The organism is Nocardioides sp. (genome assembly GCF_050246775.1).
Lineage (GTDB): Bacteria > Actinomycetota > Actinomycetes > Propionibacteriales > Nocardioidaceae > Nocardioides.
The window spans coordinates 29,041-47,037 of the sequence record NZ_JBFWVK010000006.1; the positions used below are offsets into that span (position 1 = coordinate 29,041).

General features: G+C 69.5%; 17 protein-coding genes and 1 pseudogene. 10 read left to right on the plus strand and 8 right to left on the minus strand.

The window, feature by feature from the left end; all coding sequences use genetic code 11:
• The first annotated feature begins 48 nt into the window (after positions 1-48).
• From ppdK to AB7I40_RS20260, 3 genes and pseudogenes are all read left to right on the plus strand, one after another.
• Positions 49-2,712: a pyruvate, phosphate dikinase gene (gene ppdK / locus AB7I40_RS20250; RefSeq protein ID WP_428345194.1), complete on the plus strand. Its 2,664-nt coding sequence runs from the start codon at positions 49-51 to the stop codon at positions 2,710-2,712.
• A gap of 26 nt (positions 2,713-2,738) precedes the next feature.
• Entirely contained in the window at positions 2,739-3,089 is a 351-nt protein-coding gene (locus AB7I40_RS20255) for a PadR family transcriptional regulator (RefSeq protein ID WP_428345193.1), read from the plus strand.
• Positions 3,086-3,283 (plus strand): annotated as a pseudogene (locus AB7I40_RS20260) (HAAS signaling domain-containing protein); the annotation flags it as partial. The gene AB7I40_RS20255 and the pseudogene AB7I40_RS20260, both read left to right, overlap by 4 nt.
• 387 nt (positions 3,284-3,670) lie before the next feature.
• Here AB7I40_RS20260 and AB7I40_RS20265 read toward each other — a convergent pair.
• Positions 3,671-4,663, minus strand: a complete 993-nt coding sequence (locus AB7I40_RS20265; protein ID WP_428345192.1) for an EamA family transporter — start codon at positions 4,661-4,663, stop codon at positions 3,671-3,673.
• A 72-nt stretch (positions 4,664-4,735) separates the two neighbouring features.
• Here AB7I40_RS20265 and AB7I40_RS20270 point away from each other — a divergent pair, with 72 nt between their 5' ends.
• Complete coding sequence (locus AB7I40_RS20270) at positions 4,736-5,626, plus strand: LysR family transcriptional regulator (protein WP_428345191.1); 891 nt, start codon at positions 4,736-4,738, stop codon at positions 5,624-5,626.
• A 2-nt stretch (positions 5,627-5,628) separates the two neighbouring features.
• Here AB7I40_RS20270 and AB7I40_RS20275 read toward each other — a convergent pair whose 3' ends face one another.
• Complete coding sequence (locus AB7I40_RS20275; RefSeq protein ID WP_428345190.1) at positions 5,629-6,564, minus strand: co-chaperone YbbN; 936 nt, start codon at positions 6,562-6,564, stop codon at positions 5,629-5,631.
• A 225-nt stretch (positions 6,565-6,789) separates the two neighbouring features.
• Between AB7I40_RS20275 and AB7I40_RS20280 the strand changes: the two genes are divergently transcribed.
• The gene (locus AB7I40_RS20280; protein WP_428345189.1) at positions 6,790-7,533 is read left to right on the plus strand and encodes an SDR family oxidoreductase; all 744 of its coding nucleotides are present in this window, start codon (positions 6,790-6,792) and stop codon (positions 7,531-7,533) included.
• A 7-nt stretch (positions 7,534-7,540) separates the two neighbouring features.
• Here the strand turns inward: AB7I40_RS20280 and AB7I40_RS20285 are convergent, their stop codons facing one another.
• The 3 genes from AB7I40_RS20285 to AB7I40_RS20295 are packed head-to-tail and all read right to left on the minus strand — an operon-like array spanning position 7,541 to position 10,209.
• A complete protein-coding gene (locus AB7I40_RS20285) occupies positions 7,541-8,029 on the minus strand; it encodes a MarR family winged helix-turn-helix transcriptional regulator (protein ID WP_428345188.1) in 489 nt (162 codons plus the stop codon).
• 37 nt (positions 8,030-8,066) lie between these two features.
• Positions 8,067-9,011, minus strand: a complete 945-nt coding sequence (gene meaB, locus AB7I40_RS20290) for a methylmalonyl Co-A mutase-associated GTPase MeaB (protein WP_428345187.1) — start codon at positions 9,009-9,011, stop codon at positions 8,067-8,069.
• Positions 9,012-9,018: 7 nt separating this feature from the next.
• Positions 9,019-10,209, minus strand: a complete 1,191-nt coding sequence (locus AB7I40_RS20295) for an acetyl-CoA C-acetyltransferase (protein ID WP_428345186.1) — start codon at positions 10,207-10,209, stop codon at positions 9,019-9,021.
• A gap of 148 nt (positions 10,210-10,357) precedes the next feature.
• Between AB7I40_RS20295 and mce the strand changes: the two genes are divergently transcribed.
• The 4 genes from mce to AB7I40_RS20315 all read left to right on the plus strand — a co-directional run bounded on the left by mce (position 10,358) and on the right by AB7I40_RS20315 (position 14,802).
• Positions 10,358-10,813 carry a methylmalonyl-CoA epimerase gene (gene mce, locus AB7I40_RS20300; RefSeq protein WP_428345185.1) on the plus strand — a complete coding sequence of 152 codons (456 nt, stop codon included), beginning with the start codon at positions 10,358-10,360 and terminating at the stop codon, positions 10,811-10,813.
• 27 nt (positions 10,814-10,840) lie between these two features.
• Positions 10,841-12,178, plus strand: coding sequence for a crotonyl-CoA carboxylase/reductase (ccrA, locus tag AB7I40_RS20305; RefSeq protein WP_428345184.1), 1,338 nt, complete (start codon positions 10,841-10,843; stop codon positions 12,176-12,178).
• 138 nt (positions 12,179-12,316) lie between these two features.
• Positions 12,317-13,648 (plus strand): hypothetical protein, encoded by a 1,332-nt coding sequence (locus AB7I40_RS20310; RefSeq protein WP_428345183.1) that lies wholly within the window; start codon positions 12,317-12,319, stop codon positions 13,646-13,648.
• The gene (locus tag AB7I40_RS20315) at positions 13,648-14,802 is read left to right on the plus strand and encodes an AI-2E family transporter (protein ID WP_428345182.1); all 1,155 of its coding nucleotides are present in this window, start codon (positions 13,648-13,650) and stop codon (positions 14,800-14,802) included. The genes AB7I40_RS20310 and AB7I40_RS20315 overlap by 1 nt, the downstream gene beginning before the upstream one ends.
• Here the strand turns inward: AB7I40_RS20315 and AB7I40_RS20320 are convergent.
• Positions 14,765-15,739, minus strand: coding sequence for an EamA family transporter (locus AB7I40_RS20320; protein WP_428345181.1), 975 nt, complete (start codon positions 15,737-15,739; stop codon positions 14,765-14,767). The two genes, AB7I40_RS20315 and AB7I40_RS20320, sit on opposite strands and share 38 nt — an antisense overlap.
• A 39-nt stretch (positions 15,740-15,778) precedes the next feature.
• Here AB7I40_RS20320 and AB7I40_RS20325 point away from each other — a divergent pair, with 39 nt between their 5' ends.
• A complete protein-coding gene (locus tag AB7I40_RS20325; RefSeq protein WP_428345180.1) occupies positions 15,779-16,321 on the plus strand; it encodes a CGNR zinc finger domain-containing protein in 543 nt (180 codons plus the stop codon).
• Between the two features lie 80 nt (positions 16,322-16,401).
• On the opposite strand, the gene AB7I40_RS20330 is transcribed toward AB7I40_RS20325, so the two are convergent.
• Both AB7I40_RS20330 and AB7I40_RS20335 read right to left on the minus strand, forming a co-directional pair.
• On the minus strand, positions 16,402-17,202 hold the full coding sequence (locus AB7I40_RS20330; protein WP_428345179.1) for an alpha/beta hydrolase: 801 nt from the start codon (positions 17,200-17,202) through the stop codon (positions 16,402-16,404).
• Between the two features lie 19 nt (positions 17,203-17,221).
• Positions 17,222-17,989 (minus strand): endo alpha-1,4 polygalactosaminidase, encoded by a 768-nt coding sequence (locus AB7I40_RS20335; protein WP_428345177.1) that lies wholly within the window; start codon positions 17,987-17,989, stop codon positions 17,222-17,224.
• Positions 17,990-17,997 lie beyond the last annotated feature (8 nt).

Here is a 17,997-nt window from a genome sequence, read left to right on the forward strand (position 1 = left end):
ACCACCTGGCCCTACTCAAGGAGCCACATCAGGGGCAGGATGCACTGCATGACCCGCTATGTGTTCGATTTCGCAACCGGTGACAAGGACCAGCGTGACCTCCTGGGTGGAAAGGGGGCGAACCTGGCTGAGATGACCAACCTGGGGCTGCCGGTGCCACCCGGTTTCACCATCACAACGGACGCCTGCCGGGCCTATCTCGAACACGGCGACCAGCCGCCGGGTCTGGCCGAGGAGGTCACCGAGCATCTGGCTGCCCTCGAGCAGGCCATCGGGCGCACCTTGGGCGACCCGGAGGACCCCCTGCTGGTCTCGGTGCGTTCGGGTGCCAAGTTCTCGATGCCAGGGATGATGGAGACGGTCCTCAACGTGGGCCTCAACGACCAGTCGGTCGAGGGGCTGGCGCAGCGCAGCGGGGATGCCAGGTTCGCGCAGGACTCCTACCGCCGCCTGCTGCAGATGTTCGGCGCCACCGTGCTGGGGATCGACAGTGAGCACTTCTCCAGTGCCCTGGACAAGCTCAAGGGCGACCGCGGCACCACCGAGGACACCGGCCTCGACGCCGACGACCTGCGAGGCCTGGTGACGACGTACAAGAAGATCATCCGCGAGCAGGCGGGCCGCGAGTTCCCCCAGGACCCGCGTGAGCAGATGGACCTCACGATGCTGGCGGTGTTCGAGTCCTGGAACACCGAGCGCGCGATCCTCTACCGCCGTCAGGAGCAGATCCCCGAAGACCTCGGCACGGCGGTCAACATCCAGGCGATGGTGTTCGGCAACCGGGGTCTGACCTCGGGTTCCGGGGTGTGCTTCACCCGCGACCCGTCCACCGGTCACCAGGGTGTCTATGGCGACTACCTGCAGAACGCCCAGGGAGAGGACGTGGTCGCCGGGATCCGCAACACGGTGTCCCTGGCCGACCTGGGTGAGATCGACAAGAAGTCGCACGACGAGCTGCTGCACATCATGGAGACCCTCGAGCAGCACTACCGCGACATGTGCGACATCGAGTTCACCATCGAGGACGCCAAGCTCTGGATGCTGCAGACCAGGGTCGGCAAGCGCACCCCCGAGGCGGCGTTCCGCATCGCCGCCCAGATGGCCAACGAGGGCCTGATCGACCGCGACGAGGCCCTGCGCCGGGTCAACGGCGCCCAGCTCGCCCTGCTCATGTTCCCGCGCTTCAAGCGCAAGGGGGACCGCGACCTGCTGACGACGGGGATGGGCGCCTCTCCCGGCGCCGCGGTCGGGAAGGCCGTCTTCGACTCCGACACCGCACAGGAGTACGCCGACCGCGGCGAGTCGGTGATCCTGGTCCGCAAGGAGACCAACCCCGACGACCTGCGTGGCATGGTCGCGGCTCGCGGGATCCTCACCAGTCGCGGGGGCAAGACCTCCCACGCCGCCGTGGTCGCTCGAGGCATGGGTCGCACCTGTGTCTGCGGCGCCGAGGCGCTCGAGGTGGATGTGGCGCGCAAGCAGGTCAGGCTCCGCGGCGGCCGGGTCATCCACGAGGGGGACGTGCTCTCCATCGACGGCACGACCGGCGACGTGTTCGCCGGTGAGGTGCAGGTCGTCGACTCCGACGTCGTACGACTCTTCGAGGGCAAGGCCGTCGACGGGGAGCTGGCATCGGCGGTGGAGATGATGATGGAGCACGCCGACGGGCTGAGTCGACTGAGCGTGCGCTCGAACGCCGACACCCCCGAGGACGCCGCACGCGCCCGGCGCTTCGGGGCTCGTGGGATCGGGCTGTGCCGCACCGAGCACATGTTCCTGGGCGAGCGCCGCCTCCTGGTGGAGAACCTCATCGTGGCCGACGACGACGAGGGCCGCGACGCCGCGCTGGCCGAGCTGCTGCCGCTGCAGCGCGACGACTTCCGGGGGATCCTGGAGGCCATGGACGGGCTGCCGGTCACGATCCGCCTGATCGACCCGCCGCTGCACGAGTTCCTGCCGGACTACACCGAGCTCTCGGTCGAGGTGGCGCTCGAGGACGAGCGCGACAAGTCCGACAGCCGACAGCACCGGTTGCTGCAGGCCGTCACCCGTCTGCACGAGCAGAACCCGATGCTCGGGCTGCGCGGCGTACGACTCGGGATCGCGATCCCGGGCCTCTTCACGATGCAGGCCCGTGCGGTCCTGGAGGCAGCCGCCGAACGGATCCAGGCCGGCGGCGACCCCCGCCCGGAGATCATGGTGCCGCTGGTCGGCACAGTGCGCGAGCTCGACATCGTGCGCGGCTACATCGACGCCGTCGCCGAAGAGGTCCAGTCCGAGAGGGGCGTGCAGATCCCCTACTCCGTGGGGACCATGATCGAGCTGCCCCGCGCCGCGCTCACGGCGGGACGAATCGCGGAGAGTGCCGAGTTCTTCTCCTTCGGCACGAACGACCTCACCCAGATGACCTGGGGCTTCTCCCGCGATGACGTCGAGTCGTCCTTCTTCTCGACCTACCTGGAGCACGGGATCTTCCCGGTCTCGCCCTTCGAGTCCCTCGACACCGAGGGGGTGGGAGAGCTGGTCCGCACCGCGGTGGAGCGCGGTCGCGCCAGCCGCCCGGACCTGCACCTGGGGGTCTGTGGCGAGCACGGGGGCGACCCGGCCTCCATCCATTTCTTCGAGCAGGTCGGGCTGGACTACGTCTCCTGCTCACCGTTCCGGGTGCCTGTGGCCCGACTCGAGGCTGGCAGGGCGCGCCTCGACGGCTGAGTGAACCGTGAGGTACCGTGTCTCGCATGGTACCCGGCGACGACTCCATGCTCACCCACCTCAGGAGGGGAGCCTTGGAGTACTGCGTGCTGGCGATGCTGGAGGGCGAGCAGCTCTACGGTCTCGACATCGCGCGTCGACTGACCCCCGACGGCGTACTCATGTCCAGCGAAGGCACGCTCTACCCACTGCTGGCACGGCTGCGCAAGGCCGGACTCGTCAGCACCGACTGGCGTGAGTCGAGCGAGGGGCCACCGCGCCGCTACTACGCACTCACCGACGCCGGGAGGCGGTCCCTGGGGGACTTCCGGCCCGCCTGGAAGCTCTTCCGAGATGCCGTCGACACAGCCCTGAACACCCACGGAGGCAAGCCATGACCGTCCCACCCACCGTGCACCCCCTCGCGGCCAGCTATCTGGCGGAGCTCGAGCGTCTGCTCGCCGGCATCGACCCGGCCGAGCGGCACGAGACCCTGGCGGGGGTCCGCGAGCACATCGAGGCCGCGACCGGTGGCGATCACAGCGACGATGCCGTCCGGGCGGCACTGGCCGAGCTGGGCTCACCGCAGGCAGTTGCCGACGAGGCGTACGCCGGGCGCACCGATCACGGCCCTCGGTCCACGAAAGCCCGCGGTGTGCGCACCACCGAGCGAAGCTGGCTGCCCATCGTGGTGGCCCTCCTGCAGGCTCTGGCGCTGCTGATCATCGTGATGCTCGTCGGTGGCGCCAGCGCGGTCTCGGAGTCGAGCACCTCGAGCTCGACCGCCGCAGGGGTGGTGCAGGAGTCGGTGACCAAGCACTGGAGCGGCTCGATCGGCATCGCGCTCGTGGCGTTCGTGGTCGCCTGCTTCGCCTGGGTGCCGGCCGCCCTGCTCGCCTCCCTGTCACCGCTCTGGACCCCGAGGGAGAGGCGTGTCCAGGTGGCCCTCGTGCCGGTGGCAGCGCTGCTGATGGGCGGTCTACCGGAGCTCGGCTACCTGGTCGCGGGCTTCACCGGCATCACGGTCGGCGCCTGGATCGCGCTGCTGCTGACGGTGTTCGGCGGCGGCTGGATCATCGTGCGGCTCACCGATCGCGCCCGCAGCCGGGCGGCGTGAGGATCCCTGCCTCGTGAGCGTGACCAGCACGCCGAGGATCAGCAGAGCTCCGCCGACGCTCTCGGCAAGGTTGGGCCGCTGCGCCAAGAGGAGCCAGGCCGACACCATGGCGACCACAGGCGCCAGGAGCACCCACGGCACCACCGACGAGGACGGGTAGCGGCTCAACAGGGTGTTGAAGATGCCGTAGCCCACCAGGGAGGCCAGACCGGCCGTGTAGAGCGTGGAGACGACCGCCTGCCACGAGAAGTCCGCCAGGGCGGCACCCACGACCGCTGGCGAGTCGATGACCAGCGACAGGGCGAACAGCGGCACAGGCACGACCAGGGCCGACCAGACGGTGAGTGACAGTCCGCCCTGAATGCCCGAGGCCCGGGACACGACGTTGCCGATCCCCCACGACAGCGCTGCCAGCAGGCACAGGGCCAGGGCCGACAGCGGCACGTGCCCGCCTCTCCCGACCGCGACCACGCCAAGGCCCACACAGCCCACTAGCGTGCCCAGGACCTGGGGCGTCGTGGGGAGCTCCCCCAGCCAGCCCGCGGCGATCGCGATCGTGAAGAGAACCTGGGCCTGGAGGACCAGGGCCGCCAGACCCGGAGGCATCCCGGCGGCCATCGACACGTAGAGGAACCCGAACTGTCCCAGCGACATGAACGCGCCGACCGCGGCGATCACCCGCCAGGGCGCCTGCGGCCTCGCGACCAGGAACACCGCCGGCACCAGCACCACGACGAACCTGATGGCCACGAACAACAACGGCGGAACCCCGCGCATGCCCCAGTCGATCACCACGAAGTTGAAGCCCCAGACGGTGGCCACGGTGGCGGCGAGGAGAGAGTCGCGAAGGTTCACCTGCCCAGTCTCCTTGCTTCGATCATGAAGCACCAGCGAATGATGCTGCACTGCTTTCGGTAGCATTGCTTCATGCTCGATCTGACCTCACTCGCGGCGCTCCGCGCCGTCGACGACCACGGCTCGGTGGTCGCGGCCGCCGAGGCCCTCGGTTTCACCCCCAGTGCGGTGTCCCAGCAGGTCAAGCGACTCGAACGGCAGGCCGGCGTACCCCTGCTCGAGAGAGTCGGGCGAGGCGTCATGCTCACCGGCCACGGTCGACACCTGGTCGAGGCCGGAGTCCGGCTGCTCAGCGACCTCGAGGAGATCGAGTCCGGCCTGCACCGCCAGGCGCAGACCGTCGCGGGCAACCTCCGGGTCGCCGCCTTCTCGACGGCGATGCGGGGCCTGGTCGCGCCCGCCGTCCCAGAGCTCCGCCGCCTGCACCCCGACCTGACCCTCAGCCTCAGCGAGCGCGAACCCTGGGTCACCATCGATCTCGTCGCCTCCGGACAGACCGACCTGGGCGTCGTGCACCGCTGGGGTGACGTGCCGCTGGCCATCCCGGAGCACCTGGCCACGACCGTGCTGGCCCACGACCTCGCCGACGTCATCGTGCCTCGCGAGCATGTGCTGTCCACGCGCACACGGGTCTCCCCGCACGACCTGGTGGACGAGGACTGGATCGCTACGCCTGAGGGCACCATCTGCCGTCAGTGGCTGACCCGGATGTACGGCGGCACCGGCCGCCTGCCGCGGATCGCACACCAGTCCCTGGAGTTCGACTCACACGTCGCCCTGGTCCAGGCCGGTCTGGGGATCGCCCTGATCCCGCGACTGGGCCGCGCTCACCTTCCCGACGACGTGGTGGCGGTCCCGGCCCACGACCCCGTCCCGACCCGGGAGATCATGGCAGTGCACCGGCGCTCCATGACCCGGTCCCCGGCGGTCGCAGCCGTGCTCTCCGGATTCAGCCTCCTCTAGGCTCAGAACAGGGCGGAGGCGAGGTTCTGTCGTCCACGGATGACTCGGGCATCGTCGTTGCCGACTGCGGCGAAGAGCCCGATGAGGTGCTGACGTGCCTGGTCACGTTCGGCCCCCGAGGTCCGCCTGATCAGCTCCACGAGGCGGTCGAAGGCGTCGTCGACGTGGCCGCCGTACAGATCGAGGTCGGCGACCAGCGTCTGCGCCGCGACGTCATCGGGGTTGGCGGCTGCAGCCGCCCGAGCAGCGTTGAGGTCCACGTCCTGGGTCCGAAGCAGCACGCGGGCCATCGCCAGCCCGGCAGCAGCCTCGGCGTCGGCCGGGTTGGCATCGACCAGCTTCTGGTACTCCGCGACGCCAGTGGCGTAGTCACCGGCACCGATCGCGTCCTCGGCCGGCAGGTAGCGGGGGTCCACGACCTCCTCGGCCTCATCGCCCTCCACCACGGTGGCCACCGAGCGGGGTTGGTGTCGACCGGTCACCCCCTGCGTGGTGAGCTGTTGGAGGAGCTGGGTCAGCGCGGTGCGCAGTTCGTCGATGGCGACGACGTCCTGGAACAGCGGCATCGGCCGACCCTCGAGGACGAGGGCGACCAGGGGGATCGACGGGATCTGCATGGCCTGGGCGATCGCAGGCACGGCGTCGACGTCGACGAGGCCAGCCAGGAACCGGCCGTCGAACTCTGCGGCCAGCTGCGCCAGGTCGTCGGCCAGCTGGCCGCTCTCGGGCATCCGGCCGCGCGAGTAGAAGGCGAGAAGCACGGGGGCGGTCATCGACGACTCGAGCGTCGCCTGGAAGTTCTGCTCGTCGACATCGAGCACATAGGCACCGCCGGGCCCGGCACCTGCAGGAGCCGACGGGGCGCCGGCCGCGGGCGCCGGTCGTTTGAGCGCGGAGAGGTCGATGGCACCGGGTCGGGAGAAAGGCTGCTGCGTCATGGTCCTATCTTGCTGGAAGTGACCCCGGAGGCGGTACCCGGGCCACTCCAGCCCCACTCCTCACATCTGTGGCGAGGTTCGGGAATCCCTGCCGTCCCGATGCCCGAAACCGGAGCAGAGAGTGATAAAAAGGGGGCTCTCCCGTCAGCGTCGTCGTGTGGGAACAGTGACACCCCGTGGGGCCGTGGGGACGGCTCGGGAGCACATGGGAAGGGGACAACCAGAGTGATCGACTTCGGCTTCGACTTCACAGGTCGACATGTCGTCGTCACCGGTGGCACCCGCGGAGTCGGACTCGCGACCGCGCAGGCCTTCGTGGCCGCCGGCGCCGAGGTCTCGGTCACCGGGACCAAGGTGCTCCCCTCGCTCTACGACGCCGACCTGAGTCGCTTCTCCTTCCACCAGCTGCAACTGTCCAACAGCGACGCCATCGACGGCTTCCTCGAACGCATCGACCACGTCGACGTACTCGTCAACGCTGCGGCGGCGCGGCTCCCGGGCAGCATCGACCAGCACGAGCGCGAGTTCGTGGCCCATTCGGCCCGCCACGGCTTCGTGGGTCCCGTTCGGTTGACCAACAAGCTTCGCCACCGGATCAGCTCGAGTGCCTCCGGTGGCGGCGGGTCGGTGATCCACACCGGCGCCTCGCGTCGCTGGCTGGAGCTGACCCACTCGCCCGTGGAGGCGGAGGCCGAGCTGATCGCGCAGACACGGCGTGCCGGAGCGACCTGGGGCAGGCTCGGGGCCCGCGTGAACGCAGTGCTCGACGTGCCCCCACCCGCCGTGACTCCCCCGGCGCACCAGCAGGTGCACATGAGCGGTGGATCCGTGCTGACGCGGCGCCGTCAGCAGCTCAACGCAGCCGCCCAGGACGTGGCCTCGGTGGTGATGTTCCTGGCCAGCAGCGGCGCCACCGCGATCACCGGGCAGACCATCCACGTGACGGGTCCGCGAGCCGGAAGGCTCTGATCCCGGCTCAGAAGTCGCCGGCCGCGCGACGGATCGGCAGCAGCAGGCTCGAGACCGCCTCGAGCTGCTCGTCACTGAGGGCCGACAGCCCGAAGTCGGCCGCGAGCAGGTCGGCGGTCGCCTCCTCCACGAGCGCCCGACCGGCCGGAGTGACCTCCGCAAGCACTGCTCTACGGTCGACTGGATGCTGACGGCGCACGACGAGCCCAGCGGACTCGAGCCGGTTGATGATCGAGGTGATCGAGGTGGGGTGGACCTGGAGCCGCTCCCCCATCTTGCCCATCGGCAGCGAGCCCTGCGAGGAGAACACCAACAGCACGAGTGCCTCGTAGCGGGCGAAGGTCAGCCCGTGCGGCTTCAGGATGGAGTCGAGGTGGGCCAGCACCAGCTGCTGCACCCGCATGAGCGAGGTCACCGCATGCATGGCCGGCACCTTGTCCCAGTGCAGCGCCCACTGGCGCGATGCTTCCTCGATGGGATCGAAGTCGAGCCCCATCAGGCGGCTCTGCTGGCGGTCATGGCGTCCATTGGTATCACGGACCAGCCAGCAGGTCGTCCGCGGCCGTATAGGGGTCACAGTGCCCCGCGGCCACGTCGTCGGCGAGGGCATCGAGGCGGTGGCTGCCACCGACGTCGGCCCAGTCACGTCGCAGCGAGGTCAGGGCGATCGCCTCGATCTCACTGCGCGCCCGGCGGGTACGACGCCTGCTGAGCTCGCCCGACTCCACGAGCCACGCAGCGTGACGATCGATCTCGGCCACCACCTCGGCCAGACCGACCGACTCCGACGCGACCGTGCGGAGCACCGGCGGCCGCCAGGCACGACTGCCATAGGCGAGCATGCCGCGCAGGTCCCGGGCCACCTGGTCCGCGCCGTCGCGGTCCGCCTTGTTGATGACGTAGAGGTCACCCACCTCCAGCACCCCCGCCTTGGCGGCCTGGATGCCGTCCCCCATGCCCGGGGCCAGCAGGACCAGCGTGGTGTCGGCCAGGCCGGCCACCTCGACCTCGCTCTGCCCGACGCCGACGGTCTCGATGAGGATGACGTCACACCCGGCCGCGTCCAGCACCCGCAGTGCCTGGGGGGTGGTCCAGGCCAGACCTCCGAGGTGTCCCCGCGCGGCCATGGACCGGATGTAGACGCCCGGGTCCGTGGCGTGCTCGGCCATCCGGACCCGGTCACCCAGCAGGGCTCCCCCCGAGAACGGGGACGACGGGTCGACGGCGAGCACCCCGACGCGACGGCCGGCCCGGCGCAGCTCGGTGACCAGTCCGGAGGTGGACGTGGACTTGCCGACGCCGGGCGGACCGGTGATGCCGACGACCTGGGCCTCGCCGGAGTACGGCGCCAAGGCGGCCATCACCTCGCGCAGCAGCGGGGACTCGTCCTCCACCAGCGTGATCAGACGCGCTACGGCCCGGGCCTCACCGGCCCGGGCCTGCGCGACCAGCTCGGGAACCGATCCGGAACCCCTCACGCGTGGGTCACGAACCAGGGACGCGGATGATCAGGGCATCACCCTGACCGCCGCCGCCGCACAGCGCGGCAGCGCCCACTCCTCCGCCACGGCGCTGGAGCTCGAGGGCAAGGTGGAGCACGATCCGGGCACCGGACATCCCCACCGGGTGACCGATCGCGATGGCTCCGCCGTTCACGTTGACCTTGTCGTCGGAGACGCCCATGGCGCGTGCCGACTCGATGCCGACTGCCGCGAAGGCCTCGTTGAGCTCGAAGAGGTCGATGTCGGAGACGGCGATGCCCTCGCGTGCGGCCGCCTTCTCGATCGCGTTGGCCGGCTGCAGCTGAAGGGTGGAGTCGGGACCGGCCACCTGACCCGAAGCGCCGATCTCGGCCAGCCAGGTGAGGCCGAGCTCCTCGGCCTTGGCCTTGCTCATCACCACGACCGCGCAGGCGCCGTCGGAGATCTGCGAGGCCGAACCGGCGGTGATCGTGCCGTCCTTGCTGAAGGCCGGGCGCAGCTTGCCCAGGGACTCCGCGGTGGTGTCGGCCCGGATGCCCTCGTCCTGGCTCACGACGACCGGCTCACCGCGCCGCTGCGGGATCTCCACGGGCACGACCTCGTCGTCGAACAGCCCGTTCTTCCAGGCCTGGGCCGCACGCTGGTGCGAACGCGCCGAGAACTCGTCCTGCTCCAGGCGGGTCAGTCCCCCGTCGGAGACGTTGCGCTGCTCGGTCAGGCCACCCATCGGCTGCGCGGTGAACTGGTCGTAGAGAGCGTCGTAGGCCATCGAGTCGACGAGTGTCGTGTCGCCGTACTTGAAGCCCTCGCGGGACTTCGGCAACAGGTGGGGCGCGTTGGTCATCGACTCCATGCCACCGGCGACGACGATGTCGTACTGGCCGGCCCGGATCATCTGGTCGGCCATCGCGATGGCGTTGATGCCGGACAGGCACACCTTGTTGATCGTGATCGAGGGAACGCTCATCGGCAGGCCCGCGGCGACGCACGCGGTCCTGGCCGGGTTCTGGCCGGCTCCGGCGAGGATGACCTGACCCATGATCACGTAGTCGACCTGGTCGCCGCTGACACCGGCCTTGGCCAGCGCGCCCTTGATGGCCACACCACCGAGGTCTGCGGCGCTCATGCTCTTCAATCCCCCCAGCAGGCGGCCGACGGGGGTGCGCGCACCAGCGACGATGACAGATCCGGACATGGTTCCTCCTGCAGAGGTTCAAGGTGAGGTGATGCTGGCGACGATACCCACGGACCGGCAGCATCGGGAGGGGTGATGGGCGCCACTCTTTGTCGGACTTGTCACAACCTGTCGCGCCAGCAGGCAGCGCCGTACGACCATGTCCGGCATGAGCCCATCCCTCGACGAAGCCATTCCCGCCGAGCTGTTCATCGCCATCGACCATGTCGGCGTGGCAGTCCCTGACCTCGACGTCGCCATCGCCTTCTACACCGAGACGTTCGGCATGACCCTCGCCCATGAGGAGACCAACGAGGAGCAGGGTGTGCGGGAGGCGATGATCGCCGTCGGTGACACCGGGTCGTGCATCCAGCTGCTCGCGCCGCTGACACCCCAGAGCACGATCGCGAAGTTCCTGGACCGGACCGGTCCCGGGCTGCAGCAGTTGGCCTACCGCGTGCGCGACCTCGACCAGGTCAGCCAGGTGCTCCGTGACCGTGGACTGCGCCTGTTGTACGAAACCCCGCGGCGCGGCACCTCCGAGAGCCGCGTGAACTTCATCCACCCCAAGGACGCCGGCGGCGTCCTGGTCGAACTCGTCGAACCCGCCCACCCGTCGCACTGACGACCCACTGATTCCTCAGGAGCCATCGTGCAGAAGATCCTCGACGCCATCCTCGCCGGAGACACCAGCCCCGACGACTACGCCCACCTCGACCTGCCCGACTCCTACCGGGCCGTGACCGTCCACAAGGACGAGGTCGACATGTTCGAGGGGCTGGAGTCGTGGGACAAGGACCCGCGCCGCTCCCTGCACGTCGAGGACGTGCCCCTTCCAGAGCTCGGGCCCGGTGAGGCCTATGTGGCCGTCATGGCCAGCGCCATCAACTACAACACCGTCTGGACCTCGATCTTCGAGCCGGTCACGACGTTCGGGTTCTTGGAGCGCTACGGGCGGATGTCCCCGCTGACGGCCAAGCACGACCTGCCCTACCACGTCGTGGGATCGGACCTGTCCGGCGTGGTGCTCAAGGCCGGTGCCGGGGTGCACTCGTGGAAGCCAGGTGACGAAGTGGTCGCGCACTGCCTCTCGGTGGAGCTCGAGAGCCCGGACGGCCACAACGACACCATGCTCGACCCCGAGCAGCGGATCTGGGGGTTCGAGACCAACTTCGGGGGCCTGGCCCACATCGCGCTGGTCAAGTCCAACCAGCTGATGCCCAAGCCCGCTCACCTCACCTGGGAGGAGGCCGCCTCCCCGGGCCTGGTCAACTCCACGGCGTACCGGCAGCTGGTCAGCCGCAACGGTGCCGGCATGAAGCAGGGCGACAACGTGCTGATCTGGGGCGCCTCCGGTGGCCTCGGCGGCTTCGCCACGCAGTACGCCCTCAACGGCGGCGCCACCCCGGTCTGCGTGGTCTCCAACGAGGAGAAGGCCCAGGTGTGTCGCAGCATGGGCGCCGAGCTGATCATCAACCGCTCCGAGGAGGGGTGGAAGTTCTGGAAGGACGAGCACAACCAGGATCCCCGGGAATGGCGTCGCCTCGGGGCGAAGATCCGAGAGCTGACCGGTGGTGAGGACGTCGACATCGTCTTCGAGCACCCCGGACGCGAGACGTTCGGCGCCTCGGTGTTCGCCGCCCGCAAGGGCGGCACGATCGTCACGTGCGCCTCGACCAGCGGCTACATGCACCAGTACGACAACCGCTACCTGTGGATGAACCTCAAGCGGATCGTCGGATCGCACTTCGCCAACTATCGCGAGTCGTGGGAGGCCAACCGACTCATCGCCAAGGGCATGATCCACCCGACCCTGTCCCGCACCTACACCCTCGACGAGGTCGGTCAGGCTGCCCTGGACGTGCACCACAACCTGCACCAGGGCAAGGTCGGGGTCCTCTGCCTGGCCCCCGAGGAGGGGCTGGGCGTGCGCAACCACGAGATGCGCGAGCAGCACCTGAGCGCCATCAACCGGTTCCGCGGGGTCTGAGTCGCCGATCCACCACCGTCCCACCCCGGTTCCTGACTCTGTTCGGTGAGCCGGGGTGGGCTCATTTCGGGGTTTCCGACACACTGGGGTCACGGGAGTCCGAAACAAAGACGCGACAGCGGAAGAGGTAGCAACGCCATGAGTGACCGGGGCCTGTCCATTTTCGACGAAGAGCCGGGCGATGACGCTGCGACCAACGCTGACACCGAGGCCACCCAGGTGATCCCGGTCGTCAAGCCACCGGCCAAACAGGCCGCCAAGCAACCGGCCAAGCAGCCGGCCAAGGCGCCGGCCAAGCAGCCGGAGAAGCCTGCTGGCGAGCCCGCCGCAGAATCGACCGCGGAGCACCCGACCCTGACCACGCCGGCCGTGACCCCTCCCGCCCCGGCAGCCCCGGCTGTCCCGGCTCCGGCAGCACCGGCTGCGGCAGCACCGGCTGCCCCCGCATTCCGGATGCCCGCCGGGCCGCCCCCCACGTCCCTTCCTGCCCTGCCCGTCGTACGCCGGGGTGGCTACGACAAGGAGACCGTCGACGGCCACCTTCGTCAGCTGCTCGGTGACCGCGCCGGCCTGGCCTCCGCGCTGAACACCGCGCAGCAGCGCACCGCCGAGCTCGAGACCCGCCTGGCGGACCTCAAGAAGCAGCTCGACGAGCACGAGACCCCGTCATACGCCGGTCTGGGTGGACGAGCCAGCGCGATGCTCCGGATGGCCGAGGAGGAGGCCCAGGACGTCCGTGACCAGGCATTGCGTGAGGCAGACGAGATCCGCACGCAGGCCAACCGCGACGCCAAGGCGATCCGTGCGGACGCCACGCGGGAGGCCGACGACCTGCGCACGGTGCAGATGAAGGAACTCGACGAGATGCGCAGCCGGCTGACCGCCGACGCCGAGCAGGAGCGTTCCCTGGCACGCTCGGAGGCCGAAGACCTGCGTGCCTCCGCCAAGCGTGAGGCCGACCAGCTTCGCCTTGCCGCCGAGCAGGAGACCAACGACCTGCGCACCACGGCCAAGCGCGAGGCAGAGCAGACCCGGGCCGGAGCCGACCGCGAGGTCCAGGAGGCGCGGCGTACTCTCGCTGTCGAGAAGGAGCGCCTGGCCCGTGAGGCCACCGACCACCACGCGACCGCGATGGCCGAGACGCAGCGTCTGGTCGAAGAGGCCGAGGAGCGGGCCGGTGCCGCCGAGAAGCGTGCCAGCGAAGCGACCGCGCAGGCCACGGCTCACCGTCAGGCCACCCAGGCGGAGTCCGAGGCCTTGTTGGTCAGGGCCCGGCGCGAGGCCGAGCAGATCCTCCATTCGGCCCGCACCCAGGCCGAATCGCTCTCGGCGACCGGTCACGCCGACGCGGAGCGGGAGCTCTCCGCTATCCGGTCCGAGGTCGAGCGGATGACCAAGCGCCGCGACGCCATCACCGCCCAGCTCGGCGCCCTTCGTGACGTGGTGGCCGGGTTCGGGGACGACGACTGATGGCAGTGCCCGACTCGGGGCCAGAAGACGACGAGGATCTGGCCGAGCCGGGCGCCAAGACCGCCAAGACCGAGGAGGCCGACGAGACGAGTCCGCCTGCCCCGTTCGGTGAACCCGGCCCCCCGCTGTCGCCGCACTCGCCCTTCTTCATCGGGTTCACCGGTGCCGCTGGCGCCCTGCTGGCGTTCTGGTTGGGCCAGCGCGTGCTGGTGGTGGGCTCGAGCCTGATCCTCATCGTGGTGGCAGCCTTCCTCGCCGTGGGACTCAACCCGCTCGTGGAGGCGCTCGTGAGCCGCCGGGTACGACGGCCGTGGGCCGTGTTGGCGGTGATCTCACTGGTCGTGGCCGGACTGGCGCTCTTCGTGGTGGCCATCGTCCCGGTGATCACCGACCAGGTCACCCAGCTCGCCGACAAGGCGCCGGGCTGGCTCGACGATCTGCAGCACAACCGGCAGGTCCAGAAGCTCGACGACGAATACCAGATCATCGACAAGACCAAGGACTACATCGCCAACGGCGACTTCGCCTCGGCCGCCTTCGGCGGGGTGCTCGGCTTCGGGATCGCGGTGCTCTCGACGCTGGCCAACGCCTTCATCATCACCGTGCTGATGCTCTACTTCCTCGCGTCGTTGCCGAAGACCAAGGAAGCCCTCTACCGGTTGGCCCCGGCGAGCCGGCGCAACCGGGTCTCCGGGCTGGGCGACCAGATCCTGACCAACGTCGGGTCCTACGTCCTCGGCGCCTTCGTGGTGGCCCTGACTGCCGGGATCTCCTCGCTGATCTTCCTCTTCATCGTCGGGCTCGGCGAGTACGCCGTCGCGCTCGCGTTCGTCGTGGCACTCCTCGACGTCATCCCGATGATCGGCGCGACGCTCGGCGCCGTCGTGGTCATCGCCATCGGCTTCGCCACGGACCCGAAGATCGGGCTGGCCTGCCTGATCTTCTACGTGGTCTACCAACAGTTCGAGAACTACGTGATCTACCCGCGCGTGATGTCACGATCGGTGGACATCCCCGGCTCGGTCATCGTGATCGCGGCCCTGATCGGTGCCGGGCTGCTGGGCGTGGTCGGCGCACTGCTGGCCATCCCGACCGCCGCCGCGATCCTGCTGGTGATCAGGGAAGTGCTGCTGCCTCGACAGGAGGCCCGCTGACCTCGCGCTCCCCGAGCCGTACGACGATCACGCCGGCCAGGATGAGCACCCCGCCCATGAGCTGCACGAGGCGCGGAATCTCGCCGAGCAGCAGCCAGGCGAACGCGAGCGCAGCAACAACCTCGAGCAGGCCGACGAACGAGGCCAGGCGCGAGCCCAGCCGACGTCCGGCGGCGATTCCCGCGGCATAGGCCAGGGCCGCGGTCACCACGCCCAGGAGCAGCACCGGCACCCACCAGGCCACCTCAGCACCCGCGAGGACCACAGTCGAGGTCGATGCGGTCATCGGCACCACGCCGAGCAGTCCGGCCAGGAGCAGGACGAATCCCCCGACCAGGAGCCCGCCGGCAGCGAGCACGATGGGCGGCAGCCCGTTGTCCTCGTCGGCAGAGATCACGAAGAACGTGGCCACGCCCACCATGGCACCCAGCGCCCACAGGACCCCGACCAGGCTCAGCTGGGCGCCCGAGACCAGGTCGAGCACGAGGACCAGGCCGATCCCGGCCACCAGCGCTCCGGAGACCGTCGTACGCCCAGGGCGACGGCCGTGACGGATCCAGTGCCACCCGAGGACCGCGACAGGTGCGGTGTATTCGATCAGGAGGGCCACTCCGACCTGCATGTGGTCGACGGCATTGAAGAACGCGAGCTGGCAGCCGGCGACCGCGACGAGCCCGTAGACGGCGAACAGGCCCAGGTTGCGCCGTACAAGGTCCCACCGCCCGCGCAGCGCGAGTGCGCCGGGAACAGCCAGCACCACAGCAGCGATCAGGATGCGTGCCGTGACGGCTGCGCCGGGGCTCCAGCCGGCATCGAGCAGGCCCTTGGCCAGCGATCCGGACAGCCCGAACGAGACGGCGGAGACCACCGCCAGGGCGAGGCCACTGCCGATCCGCGAGGGTGCGATCACCACCGTGTCATCTGTGATTGCCGTCATGACTGATGACACTAGATCGGAGTGCGGTAATCTGTCAACGTGACTTTTGCTCATGACACGGAGGCCGCTCTCCTGGCCGCGGTCGATCTCGTGAACTCGGCCTCGGCGCCGGACACGATGACGACCGTGGCCGATCTCGACGACTTCTTCGAGTCGCACGCCTACACCGGGGCGCACCTGCACACCGAGGCGGAGCTCGCCGCGGTCAGAGCGCTGCGCCCGGCGATGCGCGAGTTGCTGACCAGCGAGCGGGACGAGGCCGTCGCCATCGTCAACCACCTCCTCGCCTCCGAGCAGGCGCTGCCCCAGCTGATCCGGCACGGCACCACCGACTGGCACCTGCACGCCGTGGCCGAGGACCGGCCGTTGGCCACCCGGATCTCGGTGGAGACGGCCATGGCCATGGTCGACCTCATCCGCTCCGATGAACTGTCCCGGTTGGACATCTGCGTGGCCGACGACTGTGACGGCATCGTGCTCGACCTGTCGCGCAACCGTTCTCGGCGGTTCTGCAGCACGAGTTGCAGCAACCGGGCCGCGGTGGCGGCCTACCGGGCCCGGGCCCGCCGCTCCGCCCGTTGAGTGGCCCCGGCGGCCCGGAGACGTGCGTCGTCGCGCTACGTCAGGTCCGCAACACCCGATTCAACGGGGCCGGGAGGGAACTACTCGACAAGGGGGGTCGGGACAGGCACGTCGCGGTAGGCCTCCAGGTTGTGCGCGTTGTACGCACTGGTGTCGGCGGTCTCCATCGGGCCATCCCAGTCCCGCGGCAGGGGTGTCGGGACCGCAGGGGCGACCCGTCCCACGACGGCGTCCAAGACCCGTTCAGCGTCGCCCACCCAGAGATGCTTGCTGCCCTCGAAGGCCACGACCTCGGCCTGCGGCACCGCTGCAAATCGCTGGGTTGCCTCCGGCGGCTGGAGGTAGTCGTCGTGCTCGGGCACGAAGGCCGCCAGCTGCTTGTCCGACGCGGCCCAGGCGGCCAGGTGCTCGGGACTGCTGTAGCGCAACGGCGGACTCAGCAGGATCGCCCCGCGGACGACGGGGTCCAGACCGTGCATGAGCGCCAGGTCGGTGCCGAAGGACCAGCCCAGGAGCCAGATGTCGGGCAGGTCGTGGAACTCCGCGAACTCGATCGCGGCCGCAACGTCGTACCGCTCCCCCACTGCGTTGTCGAACTCGCCCTCGCTGCGGCCCTGCACACTCCACGTGCCGCGGCTGTTGAAGCGCAACACGGCCAGCCCAGCCAGGGCCGGCAACCGGAAGGCCGCCTTGCGGAAGAGATGGCTGTCCATCATGCCCCCGTGCGTGGGCAGCGGGTGCAGGCAGACCAGCGTCGCCACTGGGTCCCGGTCGAGTGGCAGCGCGAGTTCGCCGACCAGCTGTAGGCCGTCGCCCGTCTCCAAGGTGATCGGCTCACGACGCGCCGGCAGGACGGAGTTGGCACGGATCCTCTGAGTCACGCCAACAGGCTACTGAGGCTCAACACCAACGGCGGACACCGGTCGGACTGAGGTTGCGATCGCGGAGCACTACGGCCAGATTCGACCCCCAGACAGCACACGTGTGCTGGAAGTCCCTGCGGCGGTACTCGATGGCCAGCACGCGCCGGCCGTAGTGGGCGACGTACCCGCCACATTCACGGTAGCGGCCGCACTCCTCGGCGACGGCGAAGTCGTAGCCCACCGTGCGACCGTCGAACCCGACCAGGTTCTTCTGGCCGGCGGCCAGCCCGGCGCGATGGGCGGCGCGCACCAGCAGTCTCGCGTAGGCGACCGCCTGCCCGCGCCCCAGGAGCCCCTGGCTCCGGGTGAAGGAGTCGAGGTTGTCGAACTCCACTGCGTCGAAGCCGTCGTCGGCGCAGCGCTGCGTCCAGCGCCCGACGATGACGGAGAGCGCCGTGCGCTTCGCCGGCGACCGCAGGTCGAGCAGCGTCTCGTTCCAGGCGCCGTCCACGACCGGCTGACCACCCCTGCGAAGCAGCAGCCGCGGATGCCGCTTCCAGAAGGCGCGCTCGTCAGGCTGGGTCTGAAACCCGTTGACATAACAGATGTTGTAGCGCCCGGCAGCCGGGTGCGCGCGCCGGTCGCGAACCACGATCCCGACATGCGCCGGCGCGGCCCTGGGACCTCCCAGCTGGTAGTCGACGTCCGTTCCGACCGGAAGGCGCTCACGCGCCGCGTTCGCGGCACCGGCCGACCCCACGATCAGGGCGAGTACGACGACGAGCAGGACGATGCGTGGCCTCATGGGCCGAG

Coding starts and splice junctions, on each gene's coding strand:
- AB7I40_RS20270 (WP_428345191.1), top strand. CDS start 4,736: ATGCTCGATCTGACCTCACTCGCGGCGCTCCGCGCCGTCGACGACCAC.
- AB7I40_RS20295 (WP_428345186.1), bottom strand. CDS start 10,209: ATGTCCGGATCTGTCATCGTCGCTGGTGCGCGCACCCCCGTCGGCCGC.
- AB7I40_RS20275 (WP_428345190.1), bottom strand. CDS start 6,564: ATGACGCAGCAGCCTTTCTCCCGACCCGGTGCCATCGACCTCTCCGCG.
- AB7I40_RS20255 (WP_428345193.1), top strand. CDS start 2,739: ATGGTACCCGGCGACGACTCCATGCTCACCCACCTCAGGAGGGGAGCC.
- AB7I40_RS20320 (WP_428345181.1), bottom strand. CDS start 15,739: ATGACGGCAATCACAGATGACACGGTGGTGATCGCACCCTCGCGGATC.
- AB7I40_RS20310 (WP_428345183.1), top strand. CDS start 12,317: ATGAGTGACCGGGGCCTGTCCATTTTCGACGAAGAGCCGGGCGATGAC.
- AB7I40_RS20315 (WP_428345182.1), top strand. CDS start 13,648: ATGGCAGTGCCCGACTCGGGGCCAGAAGACGACGAGGATCTGGCCGAG.
- ppdK (WP_428345194.1), top strand. CDS start 49: ATGACCCGCTATGTGTTCGATTTCGCAACCGGTGACAAGGACCAGCGT.
- mce (WP_428345185.1), top strand. CDS start 10,358: ATGAGCCCATCCCTCGACGAAGCCATTCCCGCCGAGCTGTTCATCGCC.
- AB7I40_RS20335 (WP_428345177.1), bottom strand. CDS start 17,989: ATGAGGCCACGCATCGTCCTGCTCGTCGTCGTACTCGCCCTGATCGTG.
- AB7I40_RS20285 (WP_428345188.1), bottom strand. CDS start 8,029: ATGGGGCTCGACTTCGATCCCATCGAGGAAGCATCGCGCCAGTGGGCG.